General features: G+C 73.5%; 17 protein-coding genes. 10 read left to right on the top strand and 7 right to left on the bottom strand.

Going from position 1 to position 16,743, the window contains the following annotated elements; translation table 11 throughout:
• Positions 1-5: 5 nt before the first annotated feature.
• The 5 genes from ACIBQ6_RS12140 to ACIBQ6_RS12120 all read right to left on the bottom strand — a co-directional run bounded on the left by ACIBQ6_RS12140 (position 6) and on the right by ACIBQ6_RS12120 (position 6,072).
• The gene (locus ACIBQ6_RS12140) at positions 6-611 is read right to left on the bottom strand and encodes a response regulator transcription factor (protein ID WP_358286887.1); all 606 of its coding nucleotides are present in this window, start codon (positions 609-611) and stop codon (positions 6-8) included.
• Positions 608-1,744: a sensor histidine kinase gene (locus ACIBQ6_RS12135; protein WP_397211563.1), complete on the bottom strand. Its 1,137-nt coding sequence runs from the start codon at positions 1,742-1,744 to the stop codon at positions 608-610. Before ACIBQ6_RS12135 ends, ACIBQ6_RS12140 begins: the two co-directional genes overlap by 4 nt.
• Positions 1,741-2,766, bottom strand: a complete 1,026-nt coding sequence (locus ACIBQ6_RS12130) for a hypothetical protein (RefSeq protein WP_397211561.1) — start codon at positions 2,764-2,766, stop codon at positions 1,741-1,743. The genes ACIBQ6_RS12135 and ACIBQ6_RS12130 overlap by 4 nt, the downstream gene beginning before the upstream one ends.
• A 264-nt stretch (positions 2,767-3,030) precedes the next feature.
• A complete protein-coding gene (locus tag ACIBQ6_RS12125) occupies positions 3,031-4,233 on the bottom strand; it encodes an RCC1 domain-containing protein (RefSeq protein ID WP_397211559.1) in 1,203 nt (400 codons plus the stop codon).
• 198 nt (positions 4,234-4,431) lie between these two features.
• Positions 4,432-6,072 (bottom strand): bifunctional metallophosphatase/5'-nucleotidase, encoded by a 1,641-nt coding sequence (locus tag ACIBQ6_RS12120; RefSeq protein ID WP_358286879.1) that lies wholly within the window; start codon positions 6,070-6,072, stop codon positions 4,432-4,434.
• Positions 6,073-6,184: 112 nt separating this feature from the next.
• On the opposite strand from ACIBQ6_RS12120, the gene ACIBQ6_RS12115 reads away from it, so the two are divergent.
• Genes ACIBQ6_RS12115 through vph form a run of 8 tightly spaced genes read left to right on the top strand, consistent with a single transcriptional unit; the run spans position 6,185 to position 13,679 of the window.
• Complete coding sequence (locus tag ACIBQ6_RS12115; protein WP_358286878.1) at positions 6,185-7,048, top strand: MurR/RpiR family transcriptional regulator; 864 nt, start codon at positions 6,185-6,187, stop codon at positions 7,046-7,048.
• Between the two features lie 8 nt (positions 7,049-7,056).
• Positions 7,057-8,292: an extracellular solute-binding protein gene (locus ACIBQ6_RS12110; RefSeq protein WP_358286876.1), complete on the top strand. Its 1,236-nt coding sequence runs from the start codon at positions 7,057-7,059 to the stop codon at positions 8,290-8,292.
• Complete coding sequence (locus ACIBQ6_RS12105; protein ID WP_358286874.1) at positions 8,283-9,167, top strand: sugar ABC transporter permease; 885 nt, start codon at positions 8,283-8,285, stop codon at positions 9,165-9,167. The genes ACIBQ6_RS12110 and ACIBQ6_RS12105 overlap by 10 nt, the downstream gene beginning before the upstream one ends.
• Positions 9,164-9,967, top strand: coding sequence for a carbohydrate ABC transporter permease (locus tag ACIBQ6_RS12100; RefSeq protein WP_358286873.1), 804 nt, complete (start codon positions 9,164-9,166; stop codon positions 9,965-9,967). Before ACIBQ6_RS12105 ends, ACIBQ6_RS12100 begins: the two co-directional genes overlap by 4 nt.
• Before the next feature lie 10 nt (positions 9,968-9,977).
• Positions 9,978-10,724 (top strand): sugar isomerase domain-containing protein, encoded by a 747-nt coding sequence (locus ACIBQ6_RS12095; protein WP_397211556.1) that lies wholly within the window; start codon positions 9,978-9,980, stop codon positions 10,722-10,724.
• Positions 10,721-11,743, top strand: coding sequence for a hypothetical protein (locus ACIBQ6_RS12090; protein WP_397211554.1), 1,023 nt, complete (start codon positions 10,721-10,723; stop codon positions 11,741-11,743). The genes ACIBQ6_RS12095 and ACIBQ6_RS12090 overlap by 4 nt, the downstream gene beginning before the upstream one ends.
• Positions 11,740-12,759 (top strand): N-acetylglucosamine kinase, encoded by a 1,020-nt coding sequence (locus ACIBQ6_RS12085; RefSeq protein ID WP_397211552.1) that lies wholly within the window; start codon positions 11,740-11,742, stop codon positions 12,757-12,759. Before ACIBQ6_RS12090 ends, ACIBQ6_RS12085 begins: the two co-directional genes overlap by 4 nt.
• Positions 12,760-12,818: 59 nt before the next feature.
• Positions 12,819-13,679: a viomycin phosphotransferase gene (vph, locus tag ACIBQ6_RS12080; RefSeq protein WP_397211550.1), complete on the top strand. Its 861-nt coding sequence runs from the start codon at positions 12,819-12,821 to the stop codon at positions 13,677-13,679.
• Positions 13,680-13,700: 21 nt separating this feature from the next.
• Here vph and ACIBQ6_RS12075 read toward each other — a convergent pair whose 3' ends face one another.
• Entirely contained in the window at positions 13,701-14,237 is a 537-nt protein-coding gene (locus ACIBQ6_RS12075; protein WP_397211548.1) for a helix-turn-helix domain-containing protein, read from the bottom strand.
• 53 nt (positions 14,238-14,290) lie between these two features.
• Here ACIBQ6_RS12075 and ACIBQ6_RS12070 point away from each other — a divergent pair, with 53 nt between their 5' ends.
• A complete protein-coding gene (locus ACIBQ6_RS12070) occupies positions 14,291-15,184 on the top strand; it encodes an alpha/beta fold hydrolase (RefSeq protein WP_397211546.1) in 894 nt (297 codons plus the stop codon).
• 22 nt (positions 15,185-15,206) lie between these two features.
• Here ACIBQ6_RS12070 and ACIBQ6_RS12065 read toward each other — a convergent pair whose 3' ends face one another.
• Entirely contained in the window at positions 15,207-15,809 is a 603-nt protein-coding gene (locus ACIBQ6_RS12065) for a TetR/AcrR family transcriptional regulator (RefSeq protein ID WP_358287569.1), read from the bottom strand.
• 121 nt (positions 15,810-15,930) lie between these two features.
• On the opposite strand from ACIBQ6_RS12065, the gene ACIBQ6_RS12060 reads away from it, so the two are divergent.
• Positions 15,931-16,743, top strand: coding sequence for an SDR family NAD(P)-dependent oxidoreductase (locus tag ACIBQ6_RS12060; RefSeq protein ID WP_397211544.1), 813 nt, complete (start codon positions 15,931-15,933; stop codon positions 16,741-16,743).

The following is a 16,743-nucleotide window of genomic DNA, read 5'->3' as shown; positions in this document are numbered from 1 at the left end:
GCGGCTCAGAGCCAGCCCGCGTCGCGGGAGATGCGGATGGCGTCGATGCGGTTGCGCCCGCCGACCTTGCTGATCGCGTTCGACAGGTAGTTGCGCACGGTGGCCTGCGACAACGAGAGCTGGGTGGCGATCTGCGCGGTGCGGATGCCGGACGCGGCGGCGCGCAGCACCTCGGTCTCCCGGGCGGTGAGCGGGCTGCTGCCGGTCTCCAGGGCGGCGGCGACCAGCTCGGGGTCGATCACCCGTTCGCCGCGGGCGATGCGCCGGATGCCGTCGGTCAGGGTCTGGGCGGGGGCGTCCTTGACGATGAACCCCCGCGCGTGCACCTTCAGCGCGCGCAGCAGGTTCCCCGGCTGGCTGAGCCCGGTGAGCACGAGCGTGCGGCAGTCCGGCAGCCGCTGCGACAGCTGCTCGGCGGCCGACAGGCCGTCCAGGCCGGGCATGTCGATGTCGAGCACCGCGACGTCCGGGCGCACCCGGAGGGCGGCGGCCAGCACCTCGTCGCCGCGCTCGATCTCGGCCACGACCTCCATGTCGTCCTCCAGCGAGAGCAGGGCGACCAGGGCCGAGCGGATCATGTGCATGTCCTCGGCGATCAGTACGCGGATCACGGGCCTTCCTCGGGAACCTCGACCGACAACCGGAAACGGCCGTCGTGGACGGCGGTGGACGACGAGCCGGACGCCGCGCGGGCGCGTTCGGTCACCCCGGCGAGCCCCGACCCCGGCCGCCCGACGCCGCGCACGCCGTCGTTGACGATCTCCAACCGTACCCTGCCGCCGCCGCGGGCCACGGTGATCGCGCAGGTCGTGGCCTCGCTGTGCCGCAGCAGGTTGGTGGTGCCCTCGCGGATGGCCCACGCCAGCGCGTCGTGGGCCGGGCCGGACAGCGGCGGCAGCGCGGCCACGTCGAGCCGGGTGCCCACCCCGGCCGCGCCGAGCAGCGCCGCCGCGCCGTCGATCTCGGTGCGCAGCGATACGGCCAGCTCGTCGCGGGTGATCGCGCGCACGTCCCTGAGGGCGTCGCGGGCGACTCCGGTCAGGCTCTCGATCTCGGCACGGGCCGCGCCGGCGTCCTTGACGAGCAGCCGCAGGGCCAGGTCGCCCTTGAGGGAGATGGCCGACAGGCTCTGGCCGAGCAGGTCGTGCAGGTCGCGCGAGACCCGGGCGCGTTCCTCGCCGACCGCGGCCGCGGCCAGCTCGGCCCGGGTGGCCTCCAGCTCCTCCAGCAGCAGCACCAGGCGGGCCCCGGCGACCAGCGCCCCGCCGAACACGACCAGGCCGAGCACGGGGTAGACGGCCAGCAGGAGGGCGTGCGGGACCGTGTCGCCGTCGTGCAACATCTGCGCCACCTCCAGCGCGGCGGGGTGCAGGACCTGCGCGACGGCGGCCACCGCCCGCGCCGGGCCGCGCAGCAGCATGACGATCGAGGCCAGGGCGAAGATGGTCATGCCCTCCCACTGCGTGGCGAGCCACCACAGGGGCAGGTTCGCCAGCAGCAGGAGCGCCGCCAGGGTCCAGGGCCAGCCCGCCGGACGCGCGCCGCGGGCGGCGGCCAGGCTGTGGCGCAGCTGGAGCGCGAGGGCCACCAGGACGCCCAGTCCCGCCAGGACGGGGTTCCCGGGCGGCCCCTCCATGCCCATGCCGATGTAGACCGGCACCTGCGCGGCCAGCGGGACGTGCAGCGCGACGAACGGCCGGTGCGGATGCCGCAGCACCCAGGCCGGCGGGATCTGCGCGGTCATGCCGGCACCTCGATCGTCTCGGTCACGTCGTCGGCGCGGACCTCCAGCAGCACCCGGCCGCCCGCGACGGTGGCGGCGATCGTGCAGGCGCGCACGCCGTCGGCGCGCAGCAGGCGCGTGACGGTGGCGCGCAGGGCCGCGCGCGGGCCGGGCGGGATCGTCTCCGGGACGCCCTGCCTGGGCAGTTCCAGGCGGGTCGGCACGCCCGCCGCCGACAGCAGCGTGGCGGCCGTCTCCAGTTCGGCCCGCAGCGACGGCTGCCGGTAGCCGCGCACCCGCCGTCTGGCCTCGGCCAGCGTGCGGCGCGAGTCGTCGGCGAGCTGGGCGAGCTCCGCCGCCAGCCCGGGGGCGGGGCCAGGGCTGTTTCCAGTGGTCAGGGCCGCCGCCGCGCGTTCGCCGCGGGCGGCGATCGACTCCAGCGCGCCGCCGAGCGTGCGGCGCAGGTCGTCGTCGATGCGCCGCCGCTCCTGCGCGACCGCCTGCTGGGCCAGCGCCTCCCTGGCCGCCTGCAGCCGGGTCAGCGCCGCGGCGAGCCAGACGAGCAGCAGCAACGCCCCGCCGCCGCACAACACCGAGAACGCCGGCCACGACGCGACCTGCCACGGCAGGCCCAGCAGCAGCGCCACCGGCGCGGCCGCCGCCACCAGGGTGACGCAGGCCAGGTACGACCACGGCGCCGGCAGCACCAGCACGGCCGACACCACGAGCCCCGCGTACGCCCGTGGCCACATGTTCCCGGCCAGGGGCGTCACGCCGAGCACGACGACGGCCATGACCGCGAACGTCCAGCGACCGGCCGGCGGACGGCGGGCGTGGGCGGCGTACCAGACGTGGCGCAGGTGCAGGGGGAGGTAGGCCGCGGTCGCGGCCAGGCTCCACAGCCCGGTGCGGCTGTCGTTGCCCTCGTAGCCGAACGACAGCGTCACCTGCAGCAGCGGCAGCAGGGCGCTGCACACGACGGCGACGACCGGCGCCAGCCGGACGACGCGGCCGGACCGCCAGAACTCCGCCCTGTCCGCCACCCTGCCCACCACCCGTCGACGTTCCCCGGCTGACCAGGGTAGGCCGCCCGGCCGGACGGCGGCGCGGCCCGGCCGCCGGGGCCGGACCACGGTGAGCGGCAGGGTCATGAGGGGTCGTCGCCGCCTTCCTCGGGGGATGTCGAGGGACTCAGCCTGCACCCGGAGGACGGCGGCGAACAGATGCAGATGTCATCGGTCGGCCCGTGAGATTCGCGGCGGGTTCGTCCGGGTTGCGGATGGGTTCAGCCCGTCTTGCGAATGGGTTCAGCCGGTCTTGCGGATGGCCAGGCCGTGGTCGCCGCCGGCGGCGATGAACGTGAGCCCCGGCCCCCACGCGTTCGGCCGCGGCGGCATCGGCACCGGGACGCCGGTGCCCGTCTGGCCCGAGTTGTACTGCCCCCAGCCGTACGCCTCGCCGCCGCCGGTCAGGGCCAGGCCGAACGCGCAGCCGGCGGCGACGTCCTTGACGTCCGACAGGCCCGGGACGAGCTGCGGCTGCTTGACGAGCGCGCCGGTGAAGGCCACCTGGGCCTCGGTGTTGTCGCCCCAGCCCCACACGTTGCCCGAGCCGTCCACCAGGTAGCTGTGCCGGCAGCCGGCGGCCACCGCGCGCACCTGGCCGTACCTGCCGACGACGTGCACCGGGCTGTAGGACGGGGTGACCGAGGTGGTGCCGTTGCCGAGCTGGCCGGAGTTGTTGGCGCCCCAGGCCAGCAGCGTGCCGTCGGAGCGGACGGCCAGCGAGTGGGAGAACCCGGCGGCGATGTCGTAGACCGGCCCGCTCTCGCCGCCCAGGCCGGGCAGCACGGTGGGGCTCGCCTTCGCCGCGTTCGTGCCGTCGCCGAGCTGGCCGCGCGAGTTGTCCCCCCAGACCAGCACGTTGAAGTCGTTCCGCAGCGCCATGCTGTGGAACCAGCCGGCCTCGATGTGGGTGATGCCGCGCAGCTCGCCGAGCGGCTGCGGGGTGGCGTACGAGCCGCCGAACGAGCCCAGGCCGAGCTGGCCGGAGTTGTTGACGCCCCACGCCCAGACGTGCCCGTCGCCGGTGCGCGCCAGGCTGAACCCCCAGCCGGCCGCGACCTCCGCGACCCCGGTCAGGCCCTGGACCTTGACCGGGACGTTGCTGTCGGTGTGACCGCCGTCGCCGAGCTGGCCGTTGTTGTTCTGCCCCCAGGCCCAGACCGAGCCGTCGGCCGCGATGGCCAGGGAGTGGGTGAGGCTGCCGGCGACCTCGGTGAAGCCCTGCTCCTCGGCGCGTACCTTGACGGGGAGCTGCTGGTCGGCGTAGCCGCCGTCGCCGAGCTGCCCGAAACCGCCCTTGCCCCAGGCGATGGCGTGCGTGGCGGGCGGCGCCGCCTGCGCCGTCGCCTGGGCCGGGACGGCGGCCGCGAGCGTGGCTGCCGCCACGGCCGCCACCAGGACGGCCCGCGATCGTCTGCCGAGCCTCCTCGGGATGGAGAGCTGCATCTGACCTCCTCATGGTCCGGGTGCCATCGGACGACGGCGCCTCAGACCATGGGCGTTCCGCGGCGTTCCATCCCGTTCCATTGACCGAGGTCGTGCTGCTGTTCGCCGAGATCGGCAGCGAGCCGGCGCAACCGCCGCGCCCGGCTGGACGGCCGGGGACCCCGCTCGCCGGGAGCGCGGCGGGCGGGACGGAGGCGGCTAGTTCACCCGGGTGACCCGGTTCAGGGCCGGGGCGGGCAGCGGGCTCCTGGCCCGGATGTAGGACTCGAACGCCTCGATGTCACGGACCTTCTCCACCCGCTCGGTGCCCTCGGTCAGCACCGAGAAGCCGTCGCCGCCGGTCGCGACGAAGGAGTTGGCGGTCAGGCGGTACTTCGCGGCGGGGTCGACGACGGCGCCGTTGAGCTTGATGCTCGCCGGGTCGACGCGGTCGCAGGCGGGCTTGGCGTTGTCGTAGGTGTAGGTGAGTCCCTGCGAGACGCCGAGCACGCGCGCGGTGCTCTGGCCGCACCACTGCTGCTCCAGCAGCCGTTCGAGCTGGGCGCCGGTGAGCGTCATGGTGACGAGCATGTTGCCGAACGGCTGTACGCGCAGCGCCTTGCCGTGCGTCACCAGGTTCGACATCTCGTTGCCGGTGGGGTTGACGATCAGATCGCCGCCGATGCCGCCGCCGTAGGGCGGCTGGACGGCGATCTGGGCGCCGCCGTTCTCGGCGGCGGAGGTGGCGAACAGGCGGGCGTCGGCCAGGGCGTGGCCGACGGTGGACTCGCCGGCGGCGTTGCGCTGGGCGGTCAGGTCGCGGGCGAGCAGGCCGACCGGCCGGTCGAGCAGCTTCTGCGCCTGCTCGTCGGTGCGGCGGCGCAGGGCGGCGATCCGGGCGTCGGGCTTGATGTCGTGGGTGACGGTGATGTTCTCGGCCTTGGCGGAGGTCGGGTTGCCGGTCGCCCGGTCTACGGTCAGGACGACCTTGGTGAGCTCGCGCGTGTGGGCGGAGGTCTGCGTGACGGGGATGCCGTTGACCACGCAGTTGTACGGGTTGTGCGTGTGCCCGGAGATGACGGCGTCGACTTCGGGGTCGAACCGCTGCACGATGTCCTTGATCGGCCCGGCCAGGTTGTTGCACTCGTTGGGCAGGCCGCCGCCGGTCTGCCCGCCGCCCTGGTGGATCAGGACGACGATCGTGCGCACGCCCTTGGCCTTGAGCTCGGCCGTGTAGGCGTTGACCGCCTCGGCCTCGTCGCGGCCCTCCAGCGGCTTGGTGGGGCCGGGGGCCTCGTTGAGGGCGTTCTTGTAGTCGACGCCGATGATGCCGACCTTGACGCCCTTGACCTCCTTGACGATGTAGGGCGTCAGCGCGGGCTTGCCGGTGGTGGTGTCGACGATGTTGGCGCCCAGGTAGGGGAACGCGGCGCCCTTGAAGCCGGGCAGCGCGCAGCCGTCGATCGGGTGGCAGCCGCCGTTCTCCATCCGGCGGAACTCGGCGATGCCCTCGTCGAACTCGTGGTTGCCGACGCTGGAGGCGTCCAGGCGCATCAGGTTGAGCGCCTGGACGCCCGGCTCGTCGTGCAGGGCGGTGGCGTTCATGGTGCTGGAGGAGTAGTTGTCGCCGGCCGAGAGCCGCAGCGTGCCGTCGGGGTTGTCGCGCTGGAGCCGGTCCATGTGGGCGGCCAGGTACTCGGCCCCGCCCGCCTCGACCGGCCCGGACGGCGTCATGGCGAAGCTGGTCGGGAAGCCGGAGTGGAAGTCGTTGAAGGCCAGTAATTGGATGTCCACGGCGTCGGCGCGGGCGGGCAGCAGGCTGGTGCTGCCGAGCACCAGCGCCATGAGGAGGTTGCGCATGGCCACGAAAGTGACATAGTCCCATCGATTCCCACAAGAGGGAAATTTTCTAACATTGGACGTCGAATGTGAACTATTGACATACCTTGCGGGAAGCGGGAGGGTTCCTCCCATGTCACCGATCCTGGCCAGAATCCGAGGGATCGAGCCCACCCTCACGGCCACCCACCGGCGCATCGCCGAGACGATCCTCGCCGAGCCCGCCACCGTGGCCGCCTCGACCATCGGCGAGCTGGCGGAGCGGTGCGGCACCTCGCTCACCACCGTCACCCGCTTCTGCCGGCAGCTCGGGCTGGCCGGCTACCCCGAGCTCAGGCTGGCGCTCGCCGCCGAACTGGGCCGCAACGACGCCGCCCCGCGCGAGCAGGGCCTGATCGCCTTCTCCCCGGACGACCCCGCGAGCCTGGTGCTGCGCAGCCTGCTGGCCAGCGACATGCGCGCCATGGAGGAGACGGCGGCCCAGCTCGACCTTCAGGCCGTGGACCGGGCGGTCGAGGCCCTGGTGCGGGCCCGGTTCATCGACTTCTTCGCGGTCGCCGGCAGCGCGGGCGTGGCCATGGACCTGCACCTGCGCCTGCACGCCATCGGCCGCCCCGGGGCGTTGTGGACCGACGTGCACAGCGCCGTCTGCAGCGCCAACGCCCGCGACCGCGACGACGTGGCGCTCGGGATCTCCCACTCGGGCACCACGGCCGAAGTGGTCGAGCCGCTGTCCATCGCCAAGCGACGCGGCGCCACCACCGTCGCGGTCACCAACTTCCCGCGCAGCCCGCTGGCCGAGGTGGCCGACATCGTGCTGACCACCGCCGCGCAGGACACCCCCTTCCGCGCCGGCGGCGTGGCCGCCCGCCACACCCAGATGCTCGTCCTGGACTGCCTCTACATCGGCGTCGTCCAGCGCACCCACGAGACCAGCAACCAGTTGCTCACCGCGGCCACCGACGCGGTCGGCAAGCACCGCCTGCCCCCACGCTAGGAGTCCCCATGCGTCTCGCCGCCGCCGCTGTCGCCTTGGCGATGGCGGTCACCGCCTGTGCCCCTTCCGCCACGACGAGTGCCGATTCCGGCAAGATCACCCTCTCGGTCTGGGGCTGGGGTCCCGAGGCGAACTACGACAAGATGTTCGCCGAGTACGAGAAGCTCCACCCCGGCATCGACGTAGACGCCCGCTCGTTCACCACGGCCACCGAGTACGACACCATCCTGTCCACCGGCCTGGCCGGCGACAGCGGACCCGACCTGGCCTGGCTGCGCGCCGGCGCCAACCTCCAGCCGCTGGTCGAGGCCGGACGGCTGCTCCCGCTCGACACCGAGGACGTGCCCGGCCTGGCCGCCTACGACGAGAAGGTCCTGCGCTACGCCAAGGGCGACAAGGACGGCAAGGTCTACGGCGTGCCGTTCGCCGTCCAGACCCTCCAGGTGATCTACAACAAGAAGATCTTCGCCGACAACGGCCTCACCCCGCCGAAGACGTACGCCGACATGATCTCCGCGGCCGACAAGCTCAAGGCCAAGGGCATCGTGCCGTTCGCCTTCGGCGGCAAGGACGACTGGATGCTGCCGATCGTGGCCGGCATCTTCGGCACCGCCCACTGGGGCGGCGACGCGTTCATCGCCGACGTCAAGGCCAAGCGCAAGAAGTTCGCCGACCCGCGCTTCGTCGAGGGCATCGACCAGCTCAACAAGCTCAAGCCGTACTTCCCCGACGACGTGGCCGGGGTCTCCTACACCGACGCGCAGATCCTGTTCTCCTCCGGCAAGGCGGCCATGTTCCCCGGCGGCCTGTGGGAGCTGAACTTCTTCGGCGAGCACGCCAAGGGCGTCGACCTGGGTGTCTTCACCCCGCCCACGCCCGAGGGGGAGGGCGTCATGCCCGGCTTCACCGACGGCTCGTACGGCGTCAACGTCAAGACCAGGCACAAGGCCGAGGCGCTGAAGTTCGCCGCATGGCTGGCCTCCAAGGACTACGGCCAGCTCTACACCGACACCTTGCGCATCTTCTCCGCCGTGCCCGGCGTCACCCCCAAGGATCCGCTGCTCAACGAGGTCTCCGCCACCTTCGCCCAGCGCGGCGGCACCTACTTCATGAACGAGTTCGCCTACGGCAACCCGACCTCGGCCACCGTGTTCTCCAAGGCGTTGCAGGAGATGCTGCTGGGCCGCATCAGCGCCGAGGAGGCCGCCGAGCAGCTCGACAAGAGCGTGGCCACATGGCTCTAGCCGCACGGCGGGGATCGTCGTACCTGTTCCTGATCCCCGCCTTCCTCCTGTACTCGGCGTTCGTGGTCTATCCGCTGTTCACCGGGCTGACCTACAGCTTCTTCTCCTGGAAGGGCACCCTGCGCGACCAGCCGGCCGGGCTGGACAACTACGCGAACCTGCTGTCCGGCGCCTTCCTGGACCAGCTGCTGCCGGCGCTCGGGCACAACTTCCTGCTCTTCGCCGGCACCATGCTGGTGCAGAACACGCTGGGCCTGGCCTTCGCGCTGGCGCTGTTCCGCGTCCGGCGCGGCAAGCGGGCCCTGCAGACCATGTTCGCGCTGCCGTACCTGGTCAACCCGCTGGTCATCGGCTACCTGTGGACCCTGCTGCTCAGCCCGGCCTTCGGCCCGGTCAACGCGCTGCTCAAGCCGATGGGCCTGGCGATGCCGTGGCTGGGCGACCCCGCCACCGCCCTGCCGACCGTCATCCTGATCACCAGCTGGCAGTGGGTGGGCTTCCCGATGCTGCTGTTCAGCGCCGCGCTCGGCGGCATCCCGCAGGAGTACGCCGAGGCCGCCAGGACCGACGGCGCCGGCTCCTGGCAGGTGTTCTGGCGCGTCACGCTGCCGCTGCTCAAGCCGGCCATGGCCACCGTCACCATCCTCAGCTTCATCGGCAGCATGGGCACCTTCGCCCTGGTCTACGCCCTGGGCGGCTCCAACGGCGCCCCCGCGGGCGCGACGGACGTGCTCGGCCTGCTGTTCTACCGGACCGCCTTCGCCTCGGGCGACGTCAACGCGCTGGGCACGTCCTCGGCGCTGGCGGTCTTCATGTTCACCTTCATCTTCGGCTCGACGCTGCTGCTGGAACGGGTCCTGAGGAGGAAGTCGTGAAGGCCGTGGCGATCCGGGTCCTGCTGTGGGGCTACGCCGTCCTGTCCATGTCGCCGCTGCTGGTCATGCTGCTCAGCTCCCTCCGGCCGACCAGCGAGATCTTCGACCAGCCGCTCGGCTGGCCCAGCGGGCTCGGCAACTACGCCAAAGCCTGGACCGACGCCTCCTTCTCCACGTACGTGGTGAACTCGGCGATCGTCGTGGTCTGCTCGGTGCTGCTGGGCGCGGTGGTGTCGTTGCTGGCGGCGTACCCGCTGGGGCGCCGGGAGTTCCGGGGGCGCGGGCTGTTCGCCGCCTACTTCGTCTCGGGCATGACGCTGCCCGCCCATCTGGGCGTGCTGCCGCTGTTCTACCTGCTGGAGAGCATGGGCCTGGTGGACTCGCTGGCCGGGCTGGTGCTGGTCTACGCGGCCGGGTCGGTGCCGTTCAACGTGTTCGTGCTGACCGCGTTCTTCCGCCAGCTCCCGCACGAGCTCGACGAGGCCGCCGCCCTGGACGGCGCGGGCCCGTTCGCCACCTTCTGGCACGTGATGCTGCCGCTGGTACGGCCCGCGCTGGCGACCGTGGTGGTCTTCCAGTTCGTGCCGATCTGGAATGACTTCTTCTACCCCCTGGTCCTGATGCGGGACGAGAGCAAGCTGACCCTGCCGGTCGGCCTCACCCACTTCTTCGGCCAGTTCCAGAACGACTGGGGCACGCTCTTCGCCGGCCTGGTGATGACGACGATCCCCCTGGTCGTGCTCTTCATCCTGGCCACCCGCCAGATCGTCGCCGGGCTCACCGCCGGCATGAACCGTTGAGGACAGTTTGATGGATCTTGTGATGGCCTTCGCCGACGAGACGCGCTCGCGGCTGGAGCGGCTGATGGCCGAGCAGCTGCCCGCCATCAGGCGCGCGGGCGCGCTGGTCGCGGCGACCGTGCGCGCCGGAGGCGTCCTGCACGCCTACGGCACGGGACATTCGGAGGCGGTGGCGCTGGAGGTGGCGGGGCGCGCGGGCGGGCTCATCCCGACCAACCGGCTCACCCTGCGCGACCCGGTGGTGCTGGGCTCGGCCGATCCCGGCGCGTTCGACCCGCTGGCCGAGCGCGACCCGCGCACCGCCCACCAGGTGCTGGCCCTGCACACGGTGCAGGACTCCGACGCGTTCGTGATCGCCTCCAACTCCGGCGGCAACGGCTCGACCGTGGAGATGGCCCGGCTGGTCAAGGAGCGCGGCCTGCCGCTCGTCGCGATCACCTCGCTGGCCCACTCGACCGCCATCACCTCGCGGCATCCGTCGGGGGAGCGGCTGTTCGAACTGGCCGACATCGTGATCGACAACCTGGCCCCGTACGGCGACGCCGTCCTGCCGACCGAGCACGGCCCGGTCTGCGGCATCTCCTCGATCACCTCGGCGCTGATCGTGCAGCTCATGGTGGCCGAGGCGATCGGCGAGCTCCAGGCGGACGGCACGGTCCCGCCGGTCTACCTGTCGGCCAACATCCCCGGCTCCGACGCGCACAACGACGCCCTGGTGGCCCGCTACGCCGGCCGCATCAGGACGGGCGCGCTGTGACCCTGACGATCGCCGCCTTCTGGCCGCCCCCGCCCCACGAGACGACGGCCGCCCGCTACCGGGAGATCGCCGAGGCCGGGATCGACCTGGTCATCACCGGCAACTACCTGAGCGACCGGGTCATCCTGCGGCACGCCCTGGCCCGCGCCGAGGAGGCCGGGCTCGGCATGCTGGTCGCCTCCGACCCGCGGGTGGACGTGCTCATGCGCGACCTGGACGTGGACCCGGCGCCGCTGATCGCCCAGGTCGTCGAGGACTACCGCCCGTTCCGCTCCTTCCGCGGCCTCAGCCTCATGGATGAGCCGGTGGCCGGGCAGTTCCCGCGGCTGGCGGCCGGGGTCGCCGCCGCGCGGGCGGCCGGCGCGTTCGCCTACGCCAACCTGCTGCCGAGCCACGCCACCGGCCCCTACGACGCGTACGTGGGGGAGTTCGCCCGGGTCGTCCGGCCGGATGTGCTGTCGTTCGACCGGTACCCGTTCCTGACCGGCGGGTTCGACGAGGGCTACCTCGCCGACCTGGCCACCGTGCGCGAGCACGCCCGCAGGGCCGGGCTGCCGGCCTGGATGTACGTGCAGACGCTGGCCTACGACGGCCACCGCGAGCCGTCGGCCGCCGAGCTGGCCTGGCAGGTCAACACCGCCCTGGCCTACGGGTACACCGGCGTCCAGTACTTCACCTACTGGACGCCCGACCCGGCGCGCGGCGAGGGCTTCCAGCCGGCGCTCATCGGCGGTGACGGCGTGCCGACCGAGCGCTACGACGTGGTGCGCGACCTCAACACCCGCTGGCTGCGCCCGGTGGCGGCCGAGCTGACCGGGTGGACGTCGGCCGAGCACGCCGGCGACGTCCTGGTCGGCCACTACGGCGAGCGGCGGCTGGTGTGCAACGCCCGCTTCGACCGGCCGGCGGAGGTCACGCTCGACGGGATCACGCAGGCGTTCGACCCGGCGACCGGCTCCTACCAGCCGTGCGGCGCCATCCTCACGCTGGCGCCCGGCGCGGCGCGGCTGGTCCGGTGACGCTCTTCGCCGGGGTGGACGCCGGCGGCACCACCACCCGCGCCGCCGTGCACGCGGCGGACGGCACCAGGCTCGGGCACGGCACCGCCGGTCCCGGCAACCCGGCCGCGCACGGGCCGGCCGCGGCCCGCCTGGCGATCGGGCAGGCCCTGCGCCGCGCGCTCGACGGCCTGGACCCCTCGCTGGTGGCCGCCTCGGTGGCCGGCGTGGCGGGCGGCGACGACGCCTTCGCCGCGACGCTGGGCCGGACCTGGGCCGAGTGCGGCATCGCCGCGCCGCCGCGCGTGGTCGGCGACGTGGAGATCGCCTACGCGGCCGGGACCGCCGCGCCGTCCGGCACGCTGCTGCTGGCCGGGACGGGTGCCGCGGCGGCCCGCTTCTCCGGCCGGACGGTGACCGCGGTGGCCGACGGGCTCGGCTGGCTGCTGGGCGACGAGGGCGGCGGGTTCTGGATCGGCCGGGCGGGGGTGCGCGCCGCCGTCCGCGCCCTGGACCGCCCCGCTGACCACCCCGAAGCCCGCCTCCCGGACCATCCGGACCACACCCGGGACCGCGCCGAGGGCCGCAGAGACCGTGCTCTGGGCGCGGACCTGCCGTACGGGCCGCTGGTGGATCTGGTGGGCGCGCACTTCGGGGTGACGGGCGAGCCGCGGCGGCGGGCGGACCGGATCGTCCGGCTGGCCCAGGCCGACCGGATGCTCGTGGCCGCCGCCGCGCCGCTGGTGTCGCGGGCGGCCGCCGCCGGGGACGAGTGCGCGGCCGGCATCGTCGCCGAGGCCGCCCGGCGGCTGACCGCGACGGCGACCCGGCTGTCCGGCGACGGGCCGCTGGTGCTGGCGGGCGGGGTGCTGACCGCGGACGGCCCGGTGCGCGCCGCCGTCCTGGCCCGGCTGGCCGGGCGGCGGGTGACGACCGCCCGCGACGCCACGGCCGGGGCGTGCTGGCTGGCCGCCCTCGACCGGCTGGGCGACCAGGCCGCCCACGAACGCTTCACAGCCCTTCCGCCGCCCCGCTAGTACTGTGACCGGGTCGGCGGGTATCGCGCCCGTGCCGCGGAAAGGACGGTTCGCACCGCATGCAGGTCCCACAGATGGATCGTGCTCTGCTGAGCCGGCTGCTGCCGGGCGTCGAACCGGAGCGGCTCACCGTTCGCCAAGGGCAGTTCCACCAGGTGGTGATCGGCGCGGATCGGGTCGTGTGCCTGCCGCGCACCGGGGCCGCGGCCGCCCGGCTGCCGCAGCGGGCGGCCGTCCTGCGCCTGCTCGCCGGGTTCGATCTCGGCTTCCGCACGCCCCGGCCGTTGCCGGAGGCCGGCGCTCCCGGCCCGGACGAGCCGCCGTTCCTGGTTCTCAGCCGCGTTCCCGGAGCCCCGCTGGAGGCCGGAGAACTCGAAGATCCCCGGGTGGCCGCGGCCGCGGCGGCGCAGTACGTCACGCTGCTGCGCGCACTGGCCAGGATCGGCGCGGAGGACGACGTGCGGGCGGTGCTGCCGGCACCGCGGGATCGGTGGCGGGAGTTCACGGCGGGCGTCCGCGCCGAGCTGTTCGGGCTCATGTCCGGGCGCGGGCGTCAGCGGGCCGAGCGGGAGCTCGCGGCGCTCGACGGCCTTCCCGACATCACCGAGGCCGTGGTGCACGGTGACCTCGGCGCGGAGAACGTCCTGTGGGAGCACGACGACGGGCTGCCGGTGCTCAGCGGGGTGATCGACTGGGACGAGGTGACGATCGGTGATCCCGCCGAGGACCTGGCGGCCGTCGGGGCCGGTTACGGCACGCCTTTCCTGGATCGGGTGCTGAGGCTGGGAGGCTGGTCGGACGGCGCGACGGCCGCCCGCATCGCCGTCATCCGCGCGTCCTTCGCCCTGCAGCAGGCCCTGTCCGCGCATCGGGACGGTGACGAGGAAGAACTGGCGGACGGCCTGACCGGCTACCGCTGAGCTCGTCCGGGAGAACGGGGCTCAGGCGGACGGCTCCTCGGCCGGGAACAGGATCGGGCTGATCAGGTGGCGGGTGCGCTCGGGCGTGGGCGGGTTGGCGATCCTGGGCAGCAGCGCGGCGCGCAGGTCGGCGATCAGCGCGGCGCGTTCGTCCGGGCTGAGCCAGATGGCGTGCTGCCGGTAGCCGACCAGGTCGGCGGCCGGATCGGCCTGGTCGCGGTCGAGGTAGGCGCCGAACTCGGCCAGCAGGGCTGCCATGGCCACGGCGAACGCGCGGCGGTGGTCGTCCCGCGAGGCCGCGGCGGCGGTGTCGGCGTCGATGGCCGCCCGCGCCGGGCGCAGCCGGTAGCGCCGCTCGACGGCCCCGCGCACGCGCTGCTCGCCCTCCACGTCGAGCAGGCCGCCCTCGGCCAGCAGGCCGACGTGCCGGTAGACGGTGGCCTTGGAGACGTCGGGCAGCAGGTCGCACAGGCCGGAGGTGGTGAGCGTGCGGCCGCCCGCCATGGCGTGCACGATGCGCAGCCGTACGGGGTGCAGAAGCAGGTCCACCGTGTCCATGGACGTACGATCTCACACCTGCTACCTTTCTCAAACCTGAGAAAGGATGAATCATGGCCCATCACGCCCTGGACGCCCCTCCGCTGGGCCGCCTGCACGACGTCGGCGGTCGCCGGATCATGCTGCACCGCTCGGGCGCCGGCGGCCCGCCCGTGGTGTTCCTGCCCGGCGCCGGAGCCGTCGGCCTGGACTACCTCAACGTGCACGACCGCGCCGCCGAGCTGACGACCAGCGTGCTCTACGACCGTGCGGGCACCGGCTGGAGCGAGCCGGTCGAGCTGCCCCGCACCGCGGCCGAGGTGACCGACGAACTGCGCGCGGCGCTGGAGGCGGCGGGGGTGCGCGGCCCGTACGTGCTGGCCGGTCACTCCCTGGGCGGCGCGTACGCGCGCCACTACGCCCGCCGCTTCCCCGGCGACGTCGCGGCGCTGCTGCTGCTCGACCCCTTCCACGAGGACATGGCCGCCCGCGCGCCCCGGCAGGCGCGCGAGATGCTCGACCAGATGCGCGAGCAGGCGCTCCCGGAGCCGACGCCGGAGCAGCTCGACGCCGCCCGCCCGGCCGTCGAGCGGCTGCTGGCCGCCTGGCCGGACGGCGTGCGCGAGGCCCTGGTCGACCATCACCTGACCGCCTGGCGCACCGGCTGGCTGGAGGGCCGCAACCTCTACGACGAGGTCTCGGCGGAGTTCAGGGCCGCGCCGCCGGCGCCCGACGTGCCGGTGATCGTGCTGTCGGCCATGGGGGCGGACGCCACCCAGTCCCAGCTCTGGCCGGAGGACGTGCTGCGGGAGATCAACGCCGGCAAGCTCGCCCTGCACGCCGAGCTGGCCGCCTCCTTCCCGCGCGGCGAGCACCGGGTGCTGGACGACGCCGGGCACGGCTGGCTGCACGAGGAACGGCCCGACGCCGTGCTCCAGGCGCTGGCCGACCTGCTGCGGGTCCTGTGAGGCCCGGGGACCCGGCCACGGCTCAGGGACGCAGGGCCTTGAGCGCCAGGTCTACCAGCGCGTCGGCGTACTGCGGGGTGAGCGGGCCGGTGCGCAGGAGCCAGCGCTGGTAGAGGGGGGCGTAGAGCAGTTCGAGCGCGAGGTCGAGGTCGGCGTCGGGGGCGAGCTGGCCGGCCTGCTGGGCGCTGCGCAGGCGGGCCTTCTTGGCCTCGTCGACCGGGCCGGCCAGCTTCTCGCGGTACTGGGCGGCCAGCTCGGGGTCGGCGACGATCTCCAGGTTGAGCGCCCGGATCGGCGCCTCGAAGCCGGGGTCGGCGAACTCCGCCACGGTCGCCCGCATGACGGTCTTCAGGTCGGCCTCGATGTCGCCCGTGTCGGGCAGCGTCACGCCCTGGTCGCCGTGGCCGCCCTCGCTCAGCGCGAGGAAGGAGTCGAAGACCACGGCGCCCTTGGACCGCCACCACCGGTAGATCGTCTGCTTGCCGACGCCGGCCCGCGCGGCGATCGCCTCGACGGACACCTTGGCGTAACCCACCTCGGACACCAGCTCCCTGGCGGCCTGGAGGATCGCCTGCCGTGAGCGCTCGCTGCGGCGCGCGGGATCGGGCTGCTTCACGCCGCCCATCATAGCCCATCAACGAGACGAGACGGTCCGTCTTGACAAGTCACCGGCCCTTGCTGGCACACTGATGGACCTACGGCGAGACGGACCGTCTCGTCTTGGACGGAGAAGGAGGCGAGAGCGCATGCGCGTATGGTTCGTCACGGGTGCGTCCCGGGGGCTGGGCCGGGCGTTCACCGAAGCGGCCCTGGACCGGGGCGACCGCGTCGTGGCCGCCGCCCGCGACGTCGGCCCGCTGGCCGAGCTGGAGGCCCGGCATCCGGGCGCGCTCGTCCGGCTGCCGCTCGACGTCTCCGACCGCGCCGCGGTGCGGGAGGGCGTGGACCAGGCGGCGGCCGCGTTCGGCAGGCTCGACGTCGTGGTCAACAACGCCGGCGGCATGCTCTTCGGCATGCTGGAGGAGGCCACGGAGGAGCAGATCAGGGCGCACTTCGACGTGAACCTGTTCGGCGCGATCTGGGTCACCCAGGCGGTGGCACCGTACCTGCGGGCCCAGGGGTCGGGGCACATCCTCCAGGTCACCTCGATGGGCGCGGGCGGCGGCATGGCCTCGGTCGGCCTGTACGCGGCGGGCAAGTCGGCGCTCGACTCGGTCACCCAGGCGCTGGCCATGGAGCTCGCGCCGTTCGGCGTCAAGGTCACCAACCTGCAGATGGGCGGCTACGACACCGGCCTGTTCACGCTGGGCACCACGGCCACCGAGCCCGACCCGGTCTACGACGGGCTGCGGGCCGAGCTGGCCGCCATGTGGGGCGAGGACGCGGGCCCGCCGCCGAGCAACGCCGCGCCCGTCGTCATGGAGCTCGTGGACCTGCCCGAGCCGCCGCGCCGGCTGATCGTCGGCAGCCGCTCGTACGACCTCGTCCAGCAGATGGACGAGGCCCGCACCGCGGAGTACCGCGCCTGGGAACACCTCAGCCGCAAGGCCGACGGCTGA

This window comes from Nonomuraea sp. NPDC049655, assembly GCF_044465465.1.
Lineage (GTDB): Bacteria > Actinomycetota > Actinomycetes > Streptosporangiales > Streptosporangiaceae > Nonomuraea.
This window is presented reverse-complemented; position numbering and strand designations above follow the sequence as displayed.

Excerpts from the sequence above, each read along its gene's own strand:
- ACIBQ6_RS12135 (WP_397211563.1), bottom strand. The coding sequence starts at position 1,744 with ATGACCGCGCAGATCCCGCCGGCCTGGGTGCTGCGGCATCCGCACCGG.
- ACIBQ6_RS12125 (WP_397211559.1), bottom strand. The coding sequence starts at position 4,233 with ATGCAGCTCTCCATCCCGAGGAGGCTCGGCAGACGATCGCGGGCCGTC.
- ACIBQ6_RS12120 (WP_358286879.1), bottom strand. The coding sequence starts at position 6,072 with ATGCGCAACCTCCTCATGGCGCTGGTGCTCGGCAGCACCAGCCTGCTG.
- ACIBQ6_RS12115 (WP_358286878.1), top strand. The coding sequence starts at position 6,185 with ATGTCACCGATCCTGGCCAGAATCCGAGGGATCGAGCCCACCCTCACG.
- ACIBQ6_RS12110 (WP_358286876.1), top strand. The coding sequence starts at position 7,057 with ATGCGTCTCGCCGCCGCCGCTGTCGCCTTGGCGATGGCGGTCACCGCC.
- ACIBQ6_RS12105 (WP_358286874.1), top strand. The coding sequence starts at position 8,283 with ATGGCTCTAGCCGCACGGCGGGGATCGTCGTACCTGTTCCTGATCCCC.
- ACIBQ6_RS12095 (WP_397211556.1), top strand. The coding sequence starts at position 9,978 with ATGGATCTTGTGATGGCCTTCGCCGACGAGACGCGCTCGCGGCTGGAG.
- vph (WP_397211550.1), top strand. The coding sequence starts at position 12,819 with ATGCAGGTCCCACAGATGGATCGTGCTCTGCTGAGCCGGCTGCTGCCG.
- ACIBQ6_RS12075 (WP_397211548.1), bottom strand. The coding sequence starts at position 14,237 with ATGGACACGGTGGACCTGCTTCTGCACCCCGTACGGCTGCGCATCGTG.
- ACIBQ6_RS12070 (WP_397211546.1), top strand. The coding sequence starts at position 14,291 with ATGGCCCATCACGCCCTGGACGCCCCTCCGCTGGGCCGCCTGCACGAC.
- ACIBQ6_RS12065 (WP_358287569.1), bottom strand. The coding sequence starts at position 15,809 with ATGGGCGGCGTGAAGCAGCCCGATCCCGCGCGCCGCAGCGAGCGCTCA.
- ACIBQ6_RS12060 (WP_397211544.1), top strand. The coding sequence starts at position 15,931 with ATGCGCGTATGGTTCGTCACGGGTGCGTCCCGGGGGCTGGGCCGGGCG.